Annotated in this window: 14 protein-coding genes; 5 read left to right on the top strand and 9 right to left on the bottom strand. The window is 62.8% G+C overall.

Going from position 1 to position 18,149, the window contains the following annotated elements; translation table 11 throughout:
* Positions 1-233: 233 nt before the first annotated feature.
* Positions 234-1,199: an alpha/beta hydrolase gene (locus tag VC35_RS24700; RefSeq protein WP_046043172.1), complete on the top strand. Its 966-nt coding sequence runs from the start codon at positions 234-236 to the stop codon at positions 1,197-1,199.
* Between the two features lie 195 nt (positions 1,200-1,394).
* Here the strand turns inward: VC35_RS24700 and VC35_RS24695 are convergent, their stop codons facing one another.
* Positions 1,395-1,754, bottom strand: coding sequence for a DUF6124 family protein (locus VC35_RS24695; protein ID WP_046043171.1), 360 nt, complete (start codon positions 1,752-1,754; stop codon positions 1,395-1,397).
* Positions 1,755-2,321: 567 nt separating this feature from the next.
* Here VC35_RS24695 and relB point away from each other — a divergent pair.
* The 3 genes from relB to VC35_RS24680 all read left to right on the top strand — a co-directional run bounded on the left by relB (position 2,322) and on the right by VC35_RS24680 (position 3,390).
* On the top strand, positions 2,322-2,513 hold the full coding sequence (gene relB, locus VC35_RS24690) for a type II toxin-antitoxin system RelB family antitoxin (RefSeq protein WP_046043169.1): 192 nt from the start codon (positions 2,322-2,324) through the stop codon (positions 2,511-2,513).
* Positions 2,503-2,772, top strand: coding sequence for a type II toxin-antitoxin system RelE/ParE family toxin (locus tag VC35_RS24685; protein ID WP_046043167.1), 270 nt, complete (start codon positions 2,503-2,505; stop codon positions 2,770-2,772). Before relB ends, VC35_RS24685 begins: the two co-directional genes overlap by 11 nt.
* Positions 2,773-2,883: 111 nt before the next feature.
* A complete protein-coding gene (locus tag VC35_RS24680; RefSeq protein WP_046043166.1) occupies positions 2,884-3,390 on the top strand; it encodes a PaaI family thioesterase in 507 nt (168 codons plus the stop codon).
* A gap of 100 nt (positions 3,391-3,490) precedes the next feature.
* Here VC35_RS24680 and VC35_RS24675 read toward each other — a convergent pair whose 3' ends face one another.
* From VC35_RS24675 to pvdM, 5 genes are all read right to left on the bottom strand, one after another.
* Complete coding sequence (locus VC35_RS24675) at positions 3,491-5,908, bottom strand: TonB-dependent siderophore receptor (protein ID WP_046043165.1); 2,418 nt, start codon at positions 5,906-5,908, stop codon at positions 3,491-3,493.
* Positions 5,909-6,034: 126 nt separating this feature from the next.
* Positions 6,035-7,684 (bottom strand): cyclic peptide export ABC transporter, encoded by a 1,650-nt coding sequence (locus VC35_RS24670; RefSeq protein WP_046043164.1) that lies wholly within the window; start codon positions 7,682-7,684, stop codon positions 6,035-6,037.
* Positions 7,685-7,800: 116 nt separating this feature from the next.
* Entirely contained in the window at positions 7,801-8,685 is an 885-nt protein-coding gene (gene pvdO, locus VC35_RS24665; RefSeq protein WP_046043162.1) for a dihydropyoverdine dehydrogenase, read from the bottom strand.
* Between the two features lie 16 nt (positions 8,686-8,701).
* On the bottom strand, positions 8,702-9,982 hold the full coding sequence (gene pvdN / locus VC35_RS24660; protein WP_046043161.1) for a pyoverdine-tailoring periplasmic protein PvdN: 1,281 nt from the start codon (positions 9,980-9,982) through the stop codon (positions 8,702-8,704).
* A 29-nt stretch (positions 9,983-10,011) separates the two neighbouring features.
* Positions 10,012-11,361, bottom strand: a complete 1,350-nt coding sequence (gene pvdM / locus VC35_RS24655; RefSeq protein ID WP_046043159.1) for a pyoverdine-tailoring dipeptidase-like protein PvdM — start codon at positions 11,359-11,361, stop codon at positions 10,012-10,014.
* A gap of 258 nt (positions 11,362-11,619) precedes the next feature.
* Here pvdM and pvdP point away from each other — a divergent pair, with 258 nt between their 5' ends.
* Complete coding sequence (gene pvdP, locus VC35_RS24650; RefSeq protein WP_046043157.1) at positions 11,620-13,239, top strand: pyoverdine maturation tyrosinase PvdP; 1,620 nt, start codon at positions 11,620-11,622, stop codon at positions 13,237-13,239.
* 131 nt (positions 13,240-13,370) lie between these two features.
* On the opposite strand, the gene VC35_RS24645 is transcribed toward pvdP, so the two are convergent.
* From VC35_RS24645 to VC35_RS24635, 3 genes are read right to left on the bottom strand one after another with little or no spacing between them, the layout of a single operon-like run.
* Entirely contained in the window at positions 13,371-14,765 is a 1,395-nt protein-coding gene (locus VC35_RS24645; RefSeq protein WP_046043155.1) for an efflux transporter outer membrane subunit, read from the bottom strand.
* 7 nt (positions 14,766-14,772) lie between these two features.
* Entirely contained in the window at positions 14,773-16,746 is a 1,974-nt protein-coding gene (locus tag VC35_RS24640; protein WP_046043153.1) for a MacB family efflux pump subunit, read from the bottom strand.
* Positions 16,747-17,919 carry an efflux RND transporter periplasmic adaptor subunit gene (locus VC35_RS24635; protein WP_046043152.1) on the bottom strand — a complete coding sequence of 391 codons (1,173 nt, stop codon included), beginning with the start codon at positions 17,917-17,919 and terminating at the stop codon, positions 16,747-16,749.
* Positions 17,920-18,149: the final 230 nt, after the last annotated feature.

Below are 18,149 nucleotides of genomic sequence, written 5' to 3'. Positions count from 1 at the left end.
GAGCTTGCTCCCGCTGGGTCGCGAAGCGGCCCCAAAACCGGGCATCGCGGTGATTCAGGTATACCGCATTGCTCGGGTTTACGACTGCTTCGCAGCCGAACGGGAGCAAGCTCCCTCGCCACAGATTTTCGTTCGGTGCAGGAGGTTTTTGATTGAACAGGATTACGCCCTAATGAACGGTCCTCACGGTTCGTTTATTGGGCGAGCTTTTTTATTTTTGGAGACCACCGCCCATGGCACTGCACCCGGACATCGAAGGATTTCTAGAACTGGCCGAGTTCGGCCGCCTCAGCGGCAAAAGCCAACCCATGCATGAGCTGAATCCCGACGAAGCGCGCCAGCAGTTCGAACAGACCTCACAGTTGCTCGATGCGGCCCCGACGGGCATGTTGACGGTGACGGCGCTCAGCATTCCCGCGCGGGACGGGCATGTGCTCAACGCGCGGCTGTACGCCAAACCGCAACCGGACAGCGAACCGCGCCCGGTGTTGTTGTACTTCCATGGCGGCGGTTACGTTGTGGGCAGCCTCGATTCCCACGACACCCTGTGCCGACGCCTGGCGCTGGCGGGGGAGTTTGCCGTGTTGTCGGCGGATTATCGCCTTGCGCCGGAGCACCGGTTTCCCACCGCTTACCAAGATGCCGAGGACGTGACGCGCTGGCTCGCCATTACCGGAGCCAAGGCACTGGGGCTGGACGCGAATCTTATAGCGCTGGCCGGAGACAGCGTCGGCGGCAGCCTGGTGGCATCGCTGTGCATCGCCATTGCCCAGGACCCATTGGGCTGGCCGCTGGTGCCGCGCCTGCAAGTGCTGCTGTACCCGGTGATCGACGCGGTAAAAAAGCGCCCATCCCTTGAGCGGTTCGCCGAAGGATACCTGCTGGAAGCCACCACGCTGGAGTGGTTCTACCAGCAATACCAACGCAGCGAAGCGGATCGTGCCGACTGGCGTTTTTCGCCGCTGTACGCCGAGCACCTGCAACGGCTGACACCGACGGTGCTGTGGCTGGCCGAGTACGATCCGTTGCTCGATGAAGGCCTGGCCTGGGCCGAGAAACTGCGCACGGCGGGGCAACCCGTGGTGCTGGAGGTCAAGGCCGGCATGACCCACGACTTTGCGCGCATGGGCGAGATGGTCCAGGAAGTGCCGGGGATGCTGGTGCAACTGGCGGCGCAGATTGGCGAGAGTTTGGCCTGACCGACACACTCATGTGGGCACTGCTTAATCTGTGGCGAGGGAGCTTGCTCCCGCTCGGCTGCGCAGCAGCCGTAAACCCGAACAACGCGGTATGTCTGAGTCACCGCGATAGTCGATTTTGGGGCCGCTTCGCAGCCCAGCGGGAGCAAGCTCCCTCGCCACAGGTGAGTGCCTTCAACACAAGAGCGGTGGCTACTAAGGCGGATCAAGCCGATCCAGCGCCCGATTCACCGCCAGTTCCCCCAGCATGATCACCTGTGCAATCCCCAGCAGCGCACTGCGACTCGTCCCCTCCAGATGATCCACCAGATCGTTGGCCATGACATTGGCCGACGCCAGGGATTCGCAGGCGTGCACCAGCAGGGTTTCGGTACTGAGTTCGGGGTTGACGATGAACATGGTGCTGGGTGTGCGCGGGGTGGCCATGATGTTGGCGCCCGGGTTGAGGTAGTGATTGAGCGCGCGTTCGGCGGCTTCGTGGAATTGTTTGGAGTCGGGGCTTTCGTACGGCGAGGCCGGGTCGGAGTCCGGCGGATTGGGTGTGGGCTTGAACATTGGTGGCATTCCATTTAGGGCCACAACCATCGCGCTACTAAACGAAAGGGTGGCGGCTGTGTGCAAGTTAGTAGACCGGTAATCCACCCAAAACCCGGCGCATCCGAAGACGCCATGCACACAGCCACCATTAAGCACAGGTAAACCTGACTGAACGACGCTTATGCAACCGATGGTGGAAATACCGGGCTACTAAACCCGATCACTGGAAATCAGTGACCCGAACCAAGTTACCGACGACTCCCAAGGCGCACAAGCCGGCGGATTCTGGCGTACCTGTAGGCAACGGCGCAAGGCATTGTGGCTTTCACGAAGTAACCTGTAGGCCGCTTAAATAGGCGCTATTGAGTGGTTTTTAACCTGCTGTCATGCCTTGTCAGAGAGCGTTGAATTCCTCGGAGTCGGCAGGAAGAGTCCTACGAAAGTTTGCGGTTGGCCCTCGGAAGTACAGCCCTTACGATCTGGCTTTACGCGTTGGTCGGTTTGGCAAATGACACTTCATCTTGCGATCGACGACAGCGCCCCCGATACCGATTAGACTGCTACCCATTGACCCCGGAGGCCATCATGAGCGCCGAACTTTCCCCCATCGTTTCAGAGTTTGAGACCAAAGAGCAGGCCGCCAGCTATGACCATTGGTTCCGCGCCAAGGTGCAAGCTTCGATTGACGACCCGCGCCAGAATGTCCCGCACGATCAAGTGATGGCTGATATGCGAGCCCTCATCGAATCAAAGCGCAACAAGTACGATGCTGGTTGAGTGGCGGCCCGAAGCACGGGCCGAACTCTGGCAAATCCTGAACTACATTGGCGACCGAAACTTCGTAGCGGCCAGCGAGCTGTTTCAAGCAATCGAGGCTGCTACATCGGCCCTTCCTGAACATCCCTACCTTTATCGATTCGGTCGAGTACCCGGCACTCGGGAGATTGTCGTGCATCCCAACTACCTTGTGGTTTACCGAGTGACGGATCGAATCGAGATATTGAGCGTTTTGCATGCTCGGCAGGAGTATCCCTGATTCTCAGGGTATTGCGTCGTTTCCGGCACAGCAATCTGCCAATATTGATCCGGTGACCCGGTTCGCTTTGAACCACGACAATTGGCCCCCGGTATTAAGGATGGACACGGCATGACCACGCAGGACACTTCGCTTCAAGACATCGCCGCGCCTGAAGGCGTTTGTTATGGCTGCGGCAGCCAGAACCCGCACGGGCTGCACATCAAGAGCTTCTGGCATGAAGACGGGGTGCATGTCATGGCGCAGCATATGCCGGATGACAAGTACTGCGGCTGGCCGGGTCTGGTTTACGGCGGTTTGATCGCGATGCTGGTCGATTGCCACTCCAACTGGGCGGCGATGGCTTATCACTACCGGGCAGAACAGCGCGAGGTCGGCAGCCTGCCTCACGTTACATGCGTCACCGGTAACCTGGGCATCAAGTACATCAAGCCCACCCCGATGGGTGTCCCCCTGACACTGCGTGCAAGAGTCGAGGGCGAGGTCGGGCGCAAAAGCCGGGTCATCTGTGAGGTCTTCGCCGGGGATGTCCTGACCGCGGTCGGGGACTCCACTTTTGTCCGAGTCGATACCGGGCAACTCAGAGCCGACGCACACGGCCGCAAGGTCGAATCCTGAACCCGGAGCAATAAACGCACATCACCTTTGCGGTTCGTCAGCGAATCAGCACCGGGCCGCAAGCGGCCCGGTGGAGTGTGGCTGTTGACGCAGCCGGCAATCAGTACTGCGCGCGCAGGCTCAAGGTCAGGGTGCGCGGGTCGCCGTAGAAGTTGGTGCCCCAGGAGGCATCGACGCGGTCGTAGTACTTGCGGTCGAACAGGTTGTTGGCGGTCAGTGTCGACGACAGGTGTTCGTTGAACTTGTAGCCGACCTGGGCCGAGGTAACGGCATAGCCGCCTTGTTTGAACTTCACATCACGCTGGTAGTAGGTGTCGCTGACCACTCGCACGCCACCGGCGACGCTGAAGTCCTTGAGCGCACCGTCGGTGAACTCGTACTTGGTCCACAGGTTGTAGTTGTGCTTGGGCGTGATGGTGCTGAAGGTCTTGCCTTTGTTGGCCTGATCGCCGTCCAGGAACTTGGTGGAGGTGTAGGCGTAACCGGTGACGATGCTCCAGTTGTCGGTCAGGTTGCCGCTCAACTCGGTTTCCCAACCCTGGCTGCGTGCCTTGCCTTCAGTCATGTAGGCACCGGAGGTGTTGTCGTATTCGGCGCGGTTTTCATCGTAGATGCGAAAGGCGGCGAGGCTGGCGTTCAGGCGACCCTCGTAGAATTCGCGCTTGAGGCCGATCTCGTACTGCTTGCCTTCGCGCGGGCCGACCGGCTGGCCGTTTGTGCCGATTTCGCTCTGCGGCTTGAACACGCCGGTGTAGCTGAAGTAGGTCGACAGTTCAGGGGTGATCTTGCCGATGATGGCGCCGTACGGCACGACCTTGCGGTTGATGCTGGTGTGGGCCTCGCCGAAGTTGTTGAAGAAGGCGTTGGCGTTCTTCGCATCGCTTTCGTACCAGGTGACGCGGCTGCCGCCGATGACATCGAGCCAGTCGGTGACGTTGATCTTGGCGCGGGTGTAGACGCCGTACTGGTCGGACTTGGACCAGTTGCCGTTGACGTGCGCATAGTCGTTGCGGGGGATGTCGATGCTGCCCGGATCGAACACGTTGATCGGGAAGTACTCGCCGCCGCCGTAGGTGAAGTCCTTGTCCAGGTGCTGGTACTCGGCACCCACGGTGAACTCGTGGCGGCGGTCGGCGAACTCGAACGGCGTGGTGACGAAGCTGTCGACGCCGATGGTCTTGATGTGGGTGTAGTAGTCGTAGGCCACGGCCCAGCTGTCACCGGTGGTCGGGTCGACCGCGCCGTCGGCCCAGGTGAAGTTACGCTCCGGGGTTTCGGCGTCGCGGTAGGTCAGGGTGGTCTTGAACTGACCGCCGTTGTCCAGTTCGTGGTCGAGTTCGGCGAAGGATTCCCAGACTTTTTCGTTGAGGGTGTTCCACTTGGCATCGACGAAGGTCGAGCGTGATACGTCGAGCAACGAGCCGTCGGCGTAGGCCGGCAGGCCGAAGGCCGGGGTGGAGTTGTTCTTCTGGTAAGCGCCACCGACCGACAGGGTGGTGGCCGGGTCGAGATCGAATTCCAGGCGACCGTAGACCATCGGGCGTTCGTTCTGCGCGTAGTCGACGAAGGACTGGTTGTTCTCGTAGGCGGTGATGAAGCGACCGCGCACGGTGCCCTGGTCGTTCAACGGGCCGGTGACGTCCACCGAAGAACGGTAGCGATCGTAAGAGCCGGCAGCCAGTTCGCCACCGAGGGCGAATTTGCTCAGAGCACGCTTGCGCACCACGTTGATCGTACCGCCGGGTTCACCCGCGCCCTGGTACAGGCCCGACGGGCCGCGCAGTACTTCGATGCGATCGTACATCGCCAGGTCGAAGCTGGTGGCCATGTCGCCCTGGCCGGTGGGCTGCGAGACGCCGTCGACCTGCACCTGGTCGACGAGGAAGCCACGCATGTAGACGTCGTTGAGGCTGGAGCCGGAGTTGTAGGTCTTGATGGTCACGCCGGTGACCTGACGCATGGCGTCCTGCAGGCTGTTGAGGTTCTGGTCGTCCATGCGCTGGCGCGTGACGACGGACACTGACTGCGGGATGTCCTTGAGCTTGATGTTGCCTTTGCCGATGGTCACTTCATCGCTGGTGTAGGAGTGCGAGCCTTCGGTGGTCGGCCCCAGCGCCACGCCGGTGATGGACGTCGCGCCCAGCTGCAGTGCACTGGAGTCACCGGCCGATGGCACCAGCGACACGGTATTGCCATTCAACTGAAAATTGATGCCGCTCCCCAGCAGCAAGGTTTTCAGTGCCTGTTCCGGTTCCATGTTGCCGGACACCGCCGTGGACTTGATGCCGTTGACCATGTCCTGGCTATAGAGAATCTGCAGGTTGGTCTGCTGGCCCAGTTGGCGCAATGCGCTGGCCAGCGACTGAGCCGGCACATCGACGTTCACCGGGGCTGCCTCGACCTGGGACGTACCCAGCAGCAACAAGGTCAGCAGCGCGCCCGGCACGACCGTTCGGAATTTCTTTTGCCGTTCGATGGCTAACGCCAAGGGTGCGCGGGACAGAGTAAGGCTTTGCATTGCTCGAATCGCTCCAGAATGGTGTGTGCAGTGTTTTAGTTAATGATAATTATTATTAGACGTACCGCTTTCGTTAAACCGGAAAACAAACTTCAAAAAACAATGATTTGCGCGCGGCAACGACGCTCAGGCGGTTGCGCGCTCGGTGATGACCCGGCCCGATTCCATGCGCACCAGTTGATCGGCCATGTCGAAATAGCGGTCGTCGTGGGAGATGACGATGATGGTTTTGCCCAGGCGTTTGAGGTCCGGCAGCAGCTCGGTGTAGAAGATGCGGCGGAAGGTCGGGTCCTGGTCGGCGGCCCATTCGTCGAACACCAGCACCGGGCGTTCCTCCAGCCAGGCATTGACCAGCGCCAGGCGTTTGCGCTGGCCGGTGGACAGGTCGGTGGTGGTGAAGCTGCCGTCCCTGACGCTGACCTTGTGCGCGATTTCCAGCCGTTGCAGGTATTTGTTGGCTTCTTCGGGGATGTGCTGGTCGCCCTGGACCACGTCATCGAACAGGTAGTAATCGGCAAAAATCGTGGTGAACAATTGGCGGTAGTCGTCGCGATTGTGCGCATCGATGCCTTGGCCGTTGAGCAGGATCGAACCCTGTTGCGGTGCGTAGAGGCCCAGCAACAACTTGATCAGGGTGGTCTTGCCGCAGCCGTTTTCGCCGACGATGAAAATGATGTCGCCTTGCTCGATGGTCAGGTTCACCGGGCCCAGGCGAAACGCGTCGCTGCCCGGTGCGGCGGGGAAGGCGTAGCTGACGTTGTCCAGTTGCAGACGGTTGACCACGGTCGGCGGGGTGCCTTTGTCATTGAGCAACAGGTGCGGCTCGGGGGAGGAAAACTGGCTCGACAGTTCGGCGATGCGGCGAAAGGCAATACGCGCGCGGCTGATGATCGGCAAGGTGCTGACCAGATGCTCGATCGGGCCTTTCATGTACAGCAGCACCAGTACGAAGCCGCTCATCACCGCCTGGTCGGCACTGGGCCAGAACGATTGCAGGGCCAGCGCCAGGCCGATGACCACGAAGAACAGCATCGAGCCCAGGGTCTTGGCGATCACGAAGGTGTTGATCGAACGCACCTGAGTGTTACAGATGAAATCGGCAGTGCCCTGGATGCCCGATTCGAACATGCGCTGGCGGCGCGGGCGGTGGATGCGTAACTCCTTGGCGCCGCCGGCAATGGCGTTGTAGTGCTTTTGCAAATCGTCCTCGGCGTCGCGGGCGGCCATGAAACCCTGGATGCCCTTGCCCTGGGCGTAGAACTGGATGCCGGTGCCGATGGCAATCGCCAGCACCATCATCAGGAACATCGGCCACGACAGCATCGCCAGGTAACCCATGCAGCCGAGGGTCACGGTCAGGGAAATCGCCAGCGGCGCGAAGGCGAAGGCGAAGTCGCTGATGGTGTCGACGTCGTGGGTCAGCACCGGGATCAGCCGGTGACTGCGGTAGCGCTCGATTTGTTCGATGGGCGCTGAAAGCACCTTTTTCCCGAGCTCTTTGCGCAGCCTGGCGATGATGTGCTGGCCGACGTAGTTGGTGCCGATGTCCGAGCAGATCGAACTGCCCAGGGCCAGCAGGCACAGGCCGCCGAACAGGGCGACCACGCCTTGGGTCAGGCCATCCGCCGAGTGCAGCGCGTTGTTGATGGTGGCCAGCAACACCGTCACGCTCAGGCCACCCACCATGCCCAGGAGGATCGCCAGACTGACGACGAGCCGGAACGGTTTGAGGAGGGTGAACAATTCATGAATTGCACCGCGCGTTGGCTGGGTCATGAGCAGAGGGTTCCTTGGGTCTTGAGGCAGATACCCAGTAGAACGTGCGGTCAGGCGTTTAATTTAGACGGCCACCGACTGGCGGTGGCCGCTGGAGATGCCTTTGAGAAAGGCAGTCAGAGGTTGGGTGTCAGGTCGCGCACGACGCGGAAACCGATCCAGTCGCCACGGGTTTGCGGGTCGATGTCATTGCGGTTGCCCGAGCGGGAAAACACCGGCGCTTCGCCCCAGTCGTTGCCACGGATGCGCAGGGTGTCGCAGTTCGGTTCGGTCCAGGCGCTGCCGTCGGTGGGCGCGCCGACGTAGTCCGGGTGGTAGCAGTCGGCGATCCATTCGTAGACGTTGCCGTGCATGTCGTACATGCCGAAGGCATTCGCCGGATAGCTGCCCACCGGTGAGGAATAGCTGTAGCCATCGGTAGGGCCATAGGTGTTGGCATGGGTGGCGATGCTGTACTCGGTGCCCGGGTCGAACGGGAAGGGGAACGCTCCCGTTGACCCGGCGCGGGCGGCGTATTCGCGCTGGGCCTCGCTGACGATGTGGTAGTGCTGGCCGGTCTTCATCGACAGCCAGGCGACGTAGGCGCTGACCTCGGCGAAGTTCATGCACACCGCCGGCTGACGCGGGCCCTGTGGATAACGCGGCTTGCTGTTGATGCACTCGCGGCCGGGGCGGGTGTCGCCATCGGGCAGGGTGATCCCGGTTTCCTTCATGTATTGGGCCCATTCGCCGGCGGTGATCTGGTAGCGGCTCATGGCGAAGGGTTTGTCGAACGTCACCGCATGCATCGGGCCTTCATCAGGCTCGCGGCCGACCTCGTCGTCCGGGGTGCCCATGGTGAAGGTGCCGGCGGGCAGCACCACCATTTCCGGGCAGTTACGGCAATCCTTGAAGACCTTGCCGGGCAATGGCGCGGTGTAGGCAAGGGCGAGGCCGGGCAAGGCGCTGCCGAGCACGGCCAGCAGCGTCAGGGCGCCGAGTTTTTTCAGGGTGCTTTTCATAATGACTATCGCTCGGTCAGACCTGGTTGGCCAGCAGTTCCATCAGGCGGTCGATGTGCGCTTGGGTATTGAGCAGCCCCGGCGACACGCGAATGATCGGCCCGACATCACGGTCGACGGCATCGCACACCACACGCTGGTCCATCAGGTAATTGGCGACTTCCTCGCAGTCCCGGTTCTTGATGCGGAAGAAGGTGAACCCGGCGGAATACTCCGGCGACAGTGGCGTGACCAGCTCTACCGACGGGTGTGCCTGCAAGCGTTTTTTCAGGTAGCTGTTGATGGCGTGGATGCGCGTCGCGACCTCGGCCTTGCCCAGCTCCAGATGCAATTTGAAAGCTTCGTTCAGCGCCCAGCGGTGTTCGAACGAGTGGTAGCCGCCATAGGTCATCACCGTGGAGAACTGGGTGGCTTCGGAGAAGGTCGGGATGGTCGGGGTCACGTCCTTGAGCTCGTCGGAACGGGCACAGATGATCCCAGTGCCCCGTGGGCCGAACATCCATTTGTGGGTGCCGGCGATGAAGAAGTCGCAGTGCATGTCCGGGAAATCGACGTTCTCCACGCCGAAACCGTGGACGCCATCGATCACGTAGAGGATGCGGTCCTTGTCCTCGCGGCCACGGTTTTTCTCCTCCACCAGTTTGCCGATCTCGCCGATGGGCAGCTTCACGCCGCTGCCGGAATGCACCCAGGTCATGCCCAGCACTCGTGTTTCGGGGCGGATGTTGCGTTCAATCGCGGCCAGCACTTCGGCGGTCGAAACCTTGTACGGGTCTTCGAACAATTTGATCTTGCGAACCTGGGTGCCGTCCTTCTGGGTGCGGTATTCGAACACGCTGTTGGCGGCGTAGTGCTCGTGTTCGCTGGTGAGGATCTCCTGGTCCGGGCGCACGTGGATACCGGCGTAGATCATCGCCAGGCCTTCGGTGGTGCTGCCGGTCAGGGCAATCTGCGACGGCTTGGCCTTCAGGTAACGGCCGGCCCACACGCGCACCTCTTCTTCGCGGCGTTCGGTTTCGCCGCGATGCCAGTCCATGGCCAGGCCCGGGTTGCGGTCGAGGTTGGCGCGGTGCATCTCGATGGCCTCGCGCACAGGCAGCGGGTGCGAGGTCACCAGGAAGTTGGCGAAGTGCAGGTAGTTCGGATCTTGGGTGAAGAGCTGGCGCAACTGGTCCCATTTGTCCTTGGGCAGTGGCGTGGGGCTGGCGGCCTGTGCGGGCAGGTTCACGGCGGAGGCCAAGGGAATACCGGCCGCGAGGATGCCGGCCTGCTTGAGGAATGAGCGACGGTTGGTCATGGATTCGGTTCGCTTTGGCAAAGGAGAAATCAGTTTTTAGCGACAGGCCGGGAGGACTTCTGCACCTGGTCCCAGACCCGCAGGAAGTTGCCGCCCCAGAGCTTGGCGATATCGGCCTCGCTGTAGCCGCGGCTGATCAGTTCGGCGGTCACGTTGCGGGCTTCGCTGACGTCTTTCCAGCCGTCCAGGCCGCCGCCGTCGTTGAAGTCGGAGCTGATGCCGACGTGGTCGATGCCGATTTTCTTCACTGTGTAGTCGATTGCATCGCCGTAATCCTTGAGGGTGGCCTTGGGTTCTTCGTCGAGGATCGAATAGAGCTGGCTGGCGTACTTGCCGAAGCGCTGCTCGGGCCAGACGGTGATCACCGGGTCGCCGGGCATCAGGGCCATCTCCAGGCCTTGCAGCGGTTGCAGGTCGAAGCGGGCGCGCAGGGCGTTGAGCTTGTCCTGGGTGGCCTGGCTCAGCGGGCGGATGTAGGTCGGGAAGCCGACGATCTGCACCACGCCGCCGCTGTTCTTGATCAGTTGCATTTCCGTGTCGCTGAGGTTGCGCGGGATGTCCACCAGGGCGCGCGGCGCCGAGTGGGAAGCGACCATCGGCGTGCGGCTCAGTTGCGCGACTTGCTCCAGGGCCTTGGTCGACATCTGCGACACATCGATGATCACGCCCAGGTCGTTGAGGCGATGCACCGCTTGCTTGCCGGTGTCCGACAGCCCACCCAAGGCATCCCGCGAATCATTGAAAAACGGCAGCGGCCGCGACGAGTCGGCCCAGGCGTTGTTGCCCACGTAGCTGAAGCCGAACATGCGCATGCCGCGCGCGGCCCACTTGTCCAGGGCGTTGAGGTCATTGCCCAGCGGATAGGCGTTGAGCATGCTGATGAACACCGCGAACTTGCCTTCGCCGTGCAGGCGGCGGAAGTCGTCGGCGGTGTAGGCGATGGCCACTTGATTGGGGAAGTCACGCACCATCGTGCTGATGATCTTGTAGCGGGTTTCCTGCTCAAAGCGGGCCTCGTCGACGAAACCGGCGGTAGGGCGATGGGGGGCATTGGGGCCGTTCCAGATTTCCGGCCAGCCGAAAATCGTCAGGGCTGCACCGGACAGGCGCCCGCGCCCGGTCTTGACCAGGTCGAACTGGCCTTCACCGTCCTTGTCGACTTCGTTGCCGGCGGTGCCGAAGTCCATGGGCACGGTGATGTGGCTGTCGAAAGAGAGGATGCGTTCCTGCAACTGATCGGCCTGTTTCATCACCTTGACCGGGTAGCCGGGGTTGTCCCTGAACCCGTAGTCCCAGGCCGCGAAACCCCCACCCGCGCTGATCGCCAGGGCCAGCGGCAGGCCAATGAAAAGAGCCTTTTTCGAACGTGGTTTTGTCATTGCCGTCTCAGTCAGGTTCGCCGTCGAGGATCAGGCGTAGGGGCCTTTGCTATCTGGGGGGAACGAGTGGCTGGCCGGAAAATTTAGCGCGGCTGATGGCCTCATCGCGAGCAGGTCGGATCGCCGCACCGTCGCTCCTACATGGGAATGCGTTCTCCTGTAGGAGCGAGCCCTGCTCGCGATGCTTTTTAAATTTATGCAGGCAACAAACGTTCTAGCTTGGATAAAGCCTGCTCCATGGCTGACACAGGTAGGGCAATGACGATTTCTCGACGATGGTTCCTCGCGGGTCTGGCGCTGACCGGTGCCGCCGTGCCGGCGGCGTATTACGGGCATCGCGAACTGACCAGGCCGGACCCGACGATCACCCCCGGTGAAGCCTCGTTCGACGTGGCGGATGTTGCCGGCCAACGCTTGGCGGATACCTTGCGCGGGGTCTGGCAGATTCGTTTCGAAGGTCGTGATGCCGGTATCGAAGGCTTGCCCCTCGAAGGCCTGGAGGTGTTCCTCGACATCGGCCACAAGGGGCGCGGTGTCAGTGGATATCTCGACACCGCCGAGCGTTTGCGCTCCACCGAAGAGCCCCGTTACCGGGTGCTCGGCGATCTGTCCGGGGCCAACCCGAAGCAGCTGGCCTGGCGGCTGCTGGGCGCTAGCGGCTGTTGCGATTACGAATTCGACATGACCCTGGACGAAGTCTGGGCCGGTTTCGGTAACGCCGGCAGCGGCAGTCTCAGTGGGCGGGTGCTGGACCTGAATCGGCTGCTGATGCTGACGGCCCAGGACAATCGATTCATTGCCGTCAAACGTGTATTCCCTGAAGCCCGCGAGCGCGCCGGCCTCAATTCGACCCTGCTGGCCTGGCTGGTATCGCCGGAGCACCGGTTGTTCCACCAGCTCTGGCATGCCTCCCGGGACAAGTGGCACAAGCTTTCCGAAGACCAGCGCGGCGCCTTGCGCGGGCTCGGCTGGCAGCCTGGCTCTCGGGACCAGGAGCGCGATGCCCGGGGCGAGCGCAAGGATCGCAACGGTTCGGGCGTGGACTTTTTCTTCATGCACCGGCACATGCTCGGTACGGCGCGGTCGATGCAGGACCTGCCGTCCTGGACGCACTTCCCGTTGCCGCAACCGGAGCTGGCGCGTGACCGGCTCGGCTTTGCGCGTTACTTCGACAACCACGACGGCACCGCGCTGCCGCCGACCTGGCTGGCCGAGGACGATGACGAGTACACGCAATGGGTCAGCGACCTCAAGACTGGCGAGACCTATCACAGCAATTTCCAGGTCTGGGAATCCCGCTACCGCGACCCGCGTTACCTGTCGACGCTGACGCTCGGCCAGTTTGGCTCGGAGGTCGAGTTGGGCCTGCACGACTGGCTGCACATGCGCTGGGCTTCGGTGCCCCGTGACCCGTCCAACGGTCAGCCGGTGCCGTTCGCCCGGGATCCGGCGGACTTTTCCGCACGCTGGTTTGCACCGGAAAACGATTTTCTCGGCGATCCGTTTTCTTCCCATGTGAGCCCGGTGTTCTGGCATTTCCACGGCTGGATCGACGACCGCCTGGAAGACTGGTTCCGCGCCCACGAGCGCTTCCATCCGGGGCAGGTCAGTCGGCTGCAGGTCAACGGCGTGCAATGGTTCGCGCCGGGGCGCTGGGTCGAGATCGATGACCCTTGGCTCGGGCCGAGCACCCATGGTTGCAGCACCACTCCGGGATTACAGGCCGGCAAGTCAGTGGAAATGGACCCGGAAACCATGAAGCTGGCGCTGCGGATTACCTTTGGCGAGGACGAGAAGACGCTGAAGGATCTGTTCCGCAAAGTGCCGCAGCGGCCGTGGTATGCGCGCAATCTGAAGGCTAGACAGAACCAGGCTTGATACCCGCGTTATCGTTCAATCGCGGGCAAGCTCGCTCCCACAGGGTTAGTGGGTGTACGCGAAATCTGCGAACAACAAAAACCACTGTGGGAGCGGGCTTGCCCGCGATGGCGTCCTGACAGGCTCCGCAACTACAAAACCTGCCACCCACCCCCAAGCGCCTTGTACAGGGCAATACTCGCCTGCATCCGCGACAGGCGCAGTTGCACGTTCGAATCCTGCGCCACGTACAAGGTGCGCTGCGTCTCCAGCACCGTCAGCAAATCCTCGGCCCCGGCCTGATAACGGCTTTGCGCGATGTTGAAGGCGGTCTGTGCCTGGCTCAGTTCTTCACTCTGCCACCCGCGCTGTTCATCCAGCCCACGAATGCTGTTGAGGGCTTTTTCGACGTCGGCGAAGCCGTTGATGATCGCGCCGCGATAAGTCTCCAGTAGTTCTTCCTGGCGCGCCGTGGCCTTGTCGCGCTGGGCGCCGAGGCGGCCGTTGTTGAACACCGGAGCGAGCAGCCCGGCGGTGAGGTTGTAGAAGGGGCTGCGCAGGATGTCGTCGGCCCGGTCGGCGCCGGAGCCGATTTCGGCGGTGAGGGTCACGGTCGGCAACATCGCAGCCCGGGCGACGGTAACGTCGGCCTGGGCGGCGGCCAGTTGCGCCTCGGCCCGGGCAATGTCCGGGCGGCGACTGAGCAACTGGCTGGGCACCCCGGCGTCAATCGTCGGCCAGGTCAGTTGATCGAAGCGTTCCTGGCCCAGTGACAGGGCCTGAACCGGGCGGCCGAGCAAGGCGGCGAGGCTGATGCGCGCATCCTCGGCCTGTTGCTGCACCAGCGGCAGCTGGCGTTGCTGCGCCGCCACCAGGCTTTTTTGCTGCGCCAGTTCCAGGGCCGTGGCCGAACCCGAATCGAAACGGGTCTGCACCAGTTTCAACACGCTTTGGGCATTGGCCAGATTCAACTCGGCGATGCGGCTCTGCTCCTGCAACGACAAGGCTTGCGCGTAGCCGTTGGCCACACCGCTGAGCAACGTCAATTCCACCGTGGCTTGATCGAACTCGCTGGCTTTGAGGCTGAATTGCGCACTGTCGCGGCTGGCACGCTGGCCTCCCCAGAAATCGATTTCGTAGCTGGCAGTCAGGTTCGCCGTGAAGTAGTCGACGGCGTCGTTATCGCTGTCGGCATCGAGCTGACTGTAGCCGCTGCCCCGCAGCAGTTTCTGGCGATTGGCGTTGACCGCGGCCTTGACCTCGGGCAGTTGCGAGCCGCCGGCAATCACCGTGTCGGCCTGGGCCTGGCGCACTCTGGCGATGGCCGCGGCCAAATCATAGCTGCCGAGCCGCGCCTGTTCGATCAGGTGCCCCAGTTGCGGGCTGCCAAAGCGGTCCCACCATTGCTGGTTGTCATGGACAGCAACTGCGGTGTGCGGCGATTGCCAGGCGGCCGGCGGCTGGATGCCGCTGTCGGGGCGCTGGGCCGGGGTGCCGCAGGCACTGAGCAACAGACACAGGGTTAACACACTGAGTGGCGGCTTCATCAATCGATCATTCACTGGTAAGGGCCGTGACCGGGTCGAGTCGGGCAGCCTTGCGGGCCGGCATGTAGCCGAAAACGACACCGGTGACCAGGGCGCAGCCGAAGGCGCCCAGCACCGCTATCAGGGAGAACGCGACGGCGACTTCGCTGAAAATCAGCACGCCACCGACGAGCAGCGCCAAGGCAATCCCGGTGAGGCCGCCCACCACCGAGAGCATCACCGCTTCGGTGAGGAACTGGCGCAGGATGTCGCGCTGGCGAGCACCGGTGGCCATGCGGATACCGATTTCGCGAGTCCGCTCGCGCACGGTCATGAGCATGATGTTCATCACGCCGATCCCGCCCACCAGCAGCGAAATCGCCGCAATCGAGCCGAGCATCAGCGACAGGGTGTTCTGCGTGCGCGCCTCGGCCTGGATCATCGCCGCGTTGTTGGTCAGTTCGAAATCGTGCTTGCCGTCGTGCAGGCGCAGCATCAGTTGTTCGATGGCTTTTTCGGTCTCCTTGACCTTGCGCGCATCGGCGGCGGCGATGGCGATGTACTCGGGATTGTGGGTGCCGAACAGGCGCACGCTGGCGGCGGAGTAGGGGATGGCGATGCGGTCGTCGCTGTCGGAGTCGCCGGAGCTGGCGCCTTTTTCCGCGAGCACGCCGACCACCTGGAAGGGCACGTTTTCGATCAGGATGTACTGGCCGATCGGGTTGGCCACGTCCTTGAGCAGTTTAGTCCGCACCTTGTGCCCGATCACCGCGACCGCCGCGGCGTTCTGTTCATCGGCGTGGGTGAAGTAGCTGCCTTCGACCACCGGCCAGTTGAAAATGGCCGGGAAGTTGGTGTCGTTGCCGCCGACGTAGCTCAAGTGGTCGAGGTTGCCGAATCGCACCCCGGCCTCCTGGCCGTTGACCGGCATGATCCGCATCACCTGGGGCAAGCTTGCAATTGCGGCGACCTCATCGAGGGTGACGATGCCCATGGGCGTGCGCGGGTTTGGCGCCGAGCCGCTGAGGTAGATGATGTTGGAGCCGAACGCGCCCATCTGCGCCATCACCTGGCGCTTGCTGCCTTCGCCGACGGCGAGCATCACCACCACCGAAGCCACGCCGATGATGATGCCGAGCAGGGTCAGGGCGGTGCGGAACTTGTTGATCCACATCACCCGCCACGCCGCGTGCACGGCATCGACCAGCTCGCCTTTCCAGGCGCCGGTGGCTTCGGCGCCTTCGCTCAGGCGCCTGCGCAAGTCGACGGCTTGCAGGGCGCCGGGGTTGGCCGAGTGTTGCGCGGCGGGATTGTCCCGGGTGCTGTCGCTGATGATCTCGCCGTCGCGGATCTCGATGATGCGTTTGGCCCGGGCCGCCACTTCGCGGTCGTGGGTGATGAGGATCACCACGTGACCCTGGCTGGCCAGTTCGTCGAGCAGGGTCATGACCTCGGCGCCGCTGTGGCTGTCGAGGGCGCCGGTGGGTTCGTCGGCCAGGATGATGTGGCCGCCATTCATCAGCGCGCGGGCAATCGACACCCGTTGCTGCTGCCCGCCGGAGAGTTGGTGGGGGCGGTTGTCGGTGCGCGAAGCCAGGCCGAGGCGCTCGAGCAAGGCGGCGGCGCGGGTGTGGCGTTCGGCGGCCGGTAAGCCTGCGTAGATGGCCGGCATCTCGACGTTTTCCTGGGCCGAACCGGAGGGAATCAGGTGGTAGCCCTGGAACACAAACCCGAAGGCTTCGCGGCGCAGCCAGGCCAGTTCGTCACTGTCCAGCGCCGCGACGTTTTCCCCGGCGAAGCGGTATTCGCCCGAGGTCGGGCGGTCGAGGCAGCCGAGGATGTTCATCAACGTCGACTTGCCGGAGCCGGAAGCGCCGACGATCGCCACGAACTCCCCGGCACGGATCGACAGGTCGATGCCGCGCAGCACGTGGACTTCAGGCGCGTCGCCACCGCCGTAGGCTTTGCGGATGTCCGAAAGATCGATCAGGGGCGTGTGCATTCAGCCGCCACTCCCGTCGACCGGGCCAATTAACAGGTGATCGCCCTCCTGCAGGCCGTCGAGGATCTGTACCCGCAGGCGGTCGCTGATGCCGGTGCGCACGTTGCGCTGCTCGATGCTGCCATTGCTGGCGACCACTTGCGCGGTCTGCTGGTCTGTCTGCGGGCCGGCCTGCAAGGCTGCGATGGGCGCGGTGAGTACGTTCTGCGCCTGATTGGCGACGAAAAATACCTGGGTGGTCATTTCCGCCATCAGCGCGTTGTCGGCGTTGTCGACGTCCAGCAACACGGTGTACAGCACCACGCGGGCACTCCCGCTTTTGCTGGCGCTGGCGGGGCTGCCGCCGCCCTGGCTGGTCTGGTCCAGGGGTTTGGGCGGGACGGGGAGGATTTGCCGCACGGTGCTGGTCCAGCGCCGGGTGCCGCCACTCAGGGTGGTGAACCAGGCGTGCATGCCGGGTTTGACGTGGCCGATGTCGGCCTCCGAGACCTCGGCCCACACGGTCATCGGCGACAGTTTGGCGATGCGCAGGATCAGCGGAGTCTGCTGCTGGGCATTGAGAGTCTGACCCTCGCGGGCATCCAGCGCCACAACGGTGCCGGCCATCGGCGCATAGATCCGCGTGTAGCCGAGCTCCGCCTGGTCGCTGCGCAGGCTGGCTTCGGCCTGGCGGATCTGCGCCTGGAACATGTCGACCCGTGCCTGGGTGGCGCGCAGTTCGGCCTGGGCGGTCTGCACGTCTTCTTCACGGGTGGCGCCGCCGGCGGCGAGGTTCTGTTGACGCTGGTATTTCTGCCGGGCCAGGTCGTGTTGCGCCCGCTGTTCCTGCAGCTGCGCCTTGAGATTTTCGACGGAGAAGCGCCCGGCATCGAGTTTGGCCTGTTGCGTGGACGGGTCGATTTCCACCAGCAACTGGCCCTCCTTGACCACGTCACCGACCTCCACGTGGATCTTGTGGATCTGCCCGGAGGCCTGGGCACCGACGTCGACATAGCGCCGCGGTTGCAGGGTACCCAATGCGGTGACGCTGCTTTCAATGTCGGCGCGGCTGACCTGGACGGTGGCGAACCCGTCGCGGCCCGGCGGGATGAACTGCCAGGCGGCGATGGCAGCCACGGGGATCAGACAAAGTGCTGCAAGCAGGGCGCGTCGAGTCTGTCGGGGACGTTTCATGCAGGGTTCCGGCCTAGGAAAATCGGCCCGTCGTTCAGCGGCGGGACGATGGCTGAACGCTGCCGGCTAGGCCGGACAGGGACGGGGAGCTGTCCTGTAAACGATGAACCGGGCGGGAAATTTAACCAGCGACACAAGGTGTAACACCTGTAGGAGCGGTGTACAGCCGCTAGACCATGACTTTTTATCGGGCAAGGCGACGCAGTACTTTAAATCTATATGAGAATTAC

The sequence above is a fragment of the Pseudomonas fluorescens genome, from assembly GCF_000967965.1.
Lineage (GTDB): Bacteria > Pseudomonadota > Gammaproteobacteria > Pseudomonadales > Pseudomonadaceae > Aquipseudomonas > Aquipseudomonas grandcourensis.
This window is presented reverse-complemented; position numbering and strand designations above follow the sequence as displayed.